Source organism: Zoogloea sp. LCSB751 (assembly GCF_002028455.1).
In the GTDB taxonomy this organism is placed as follows: domain Bacteria; phylum Pseudomonadota; class Gammaproteobacteria; order Burkholderiales; family Rhodocyclaceae; genus Zoogloea.
The window spans coordinates 1-261 of the sequence record NZ_MWUM01000301.1 but is presented as its reverse complement, the minus strand read 5'-3'; the positions used below and the strand labels follow the sequence as shown (position 1 = coordinate 261).

At 60.2% G+C, this 261-nt stretch carries 1 protein-coding gene; it reads left to right on the top strand.

What is annotated here, in order from left to right:
- Positions 1 to 261 (top strand): response regulator (locus B4920_RS26720; protein WP_139379712.1); only part of this gene is annotated, 261 nt, incomplete at both ends.

The window sequence follows — 261 nt, the reverse complement described above, 5'->3', positions numbered from 1 at the left end:
AACCTGCCGGGCAAGAATGGCCTGCTGCTGGCGCGCGAGCTGCGTGAAGATGACAATATCGCCCTGATGTTCCTGACCGGTCGTGACAACGAAGTGGACAAGATCCTGGGGCTGGAGATCGGCGCCGATGACTACATCACCAAGCCGTTCAACCCCCGCGAGCTGACCATCCGTGCCCGCAACCTGCTGAGTCGCACCATGAACGTGACCGCCGGTGGCGAAGAGAAGAAGCTGGTGGAGCGTTACCTGTTCAATGGTTGG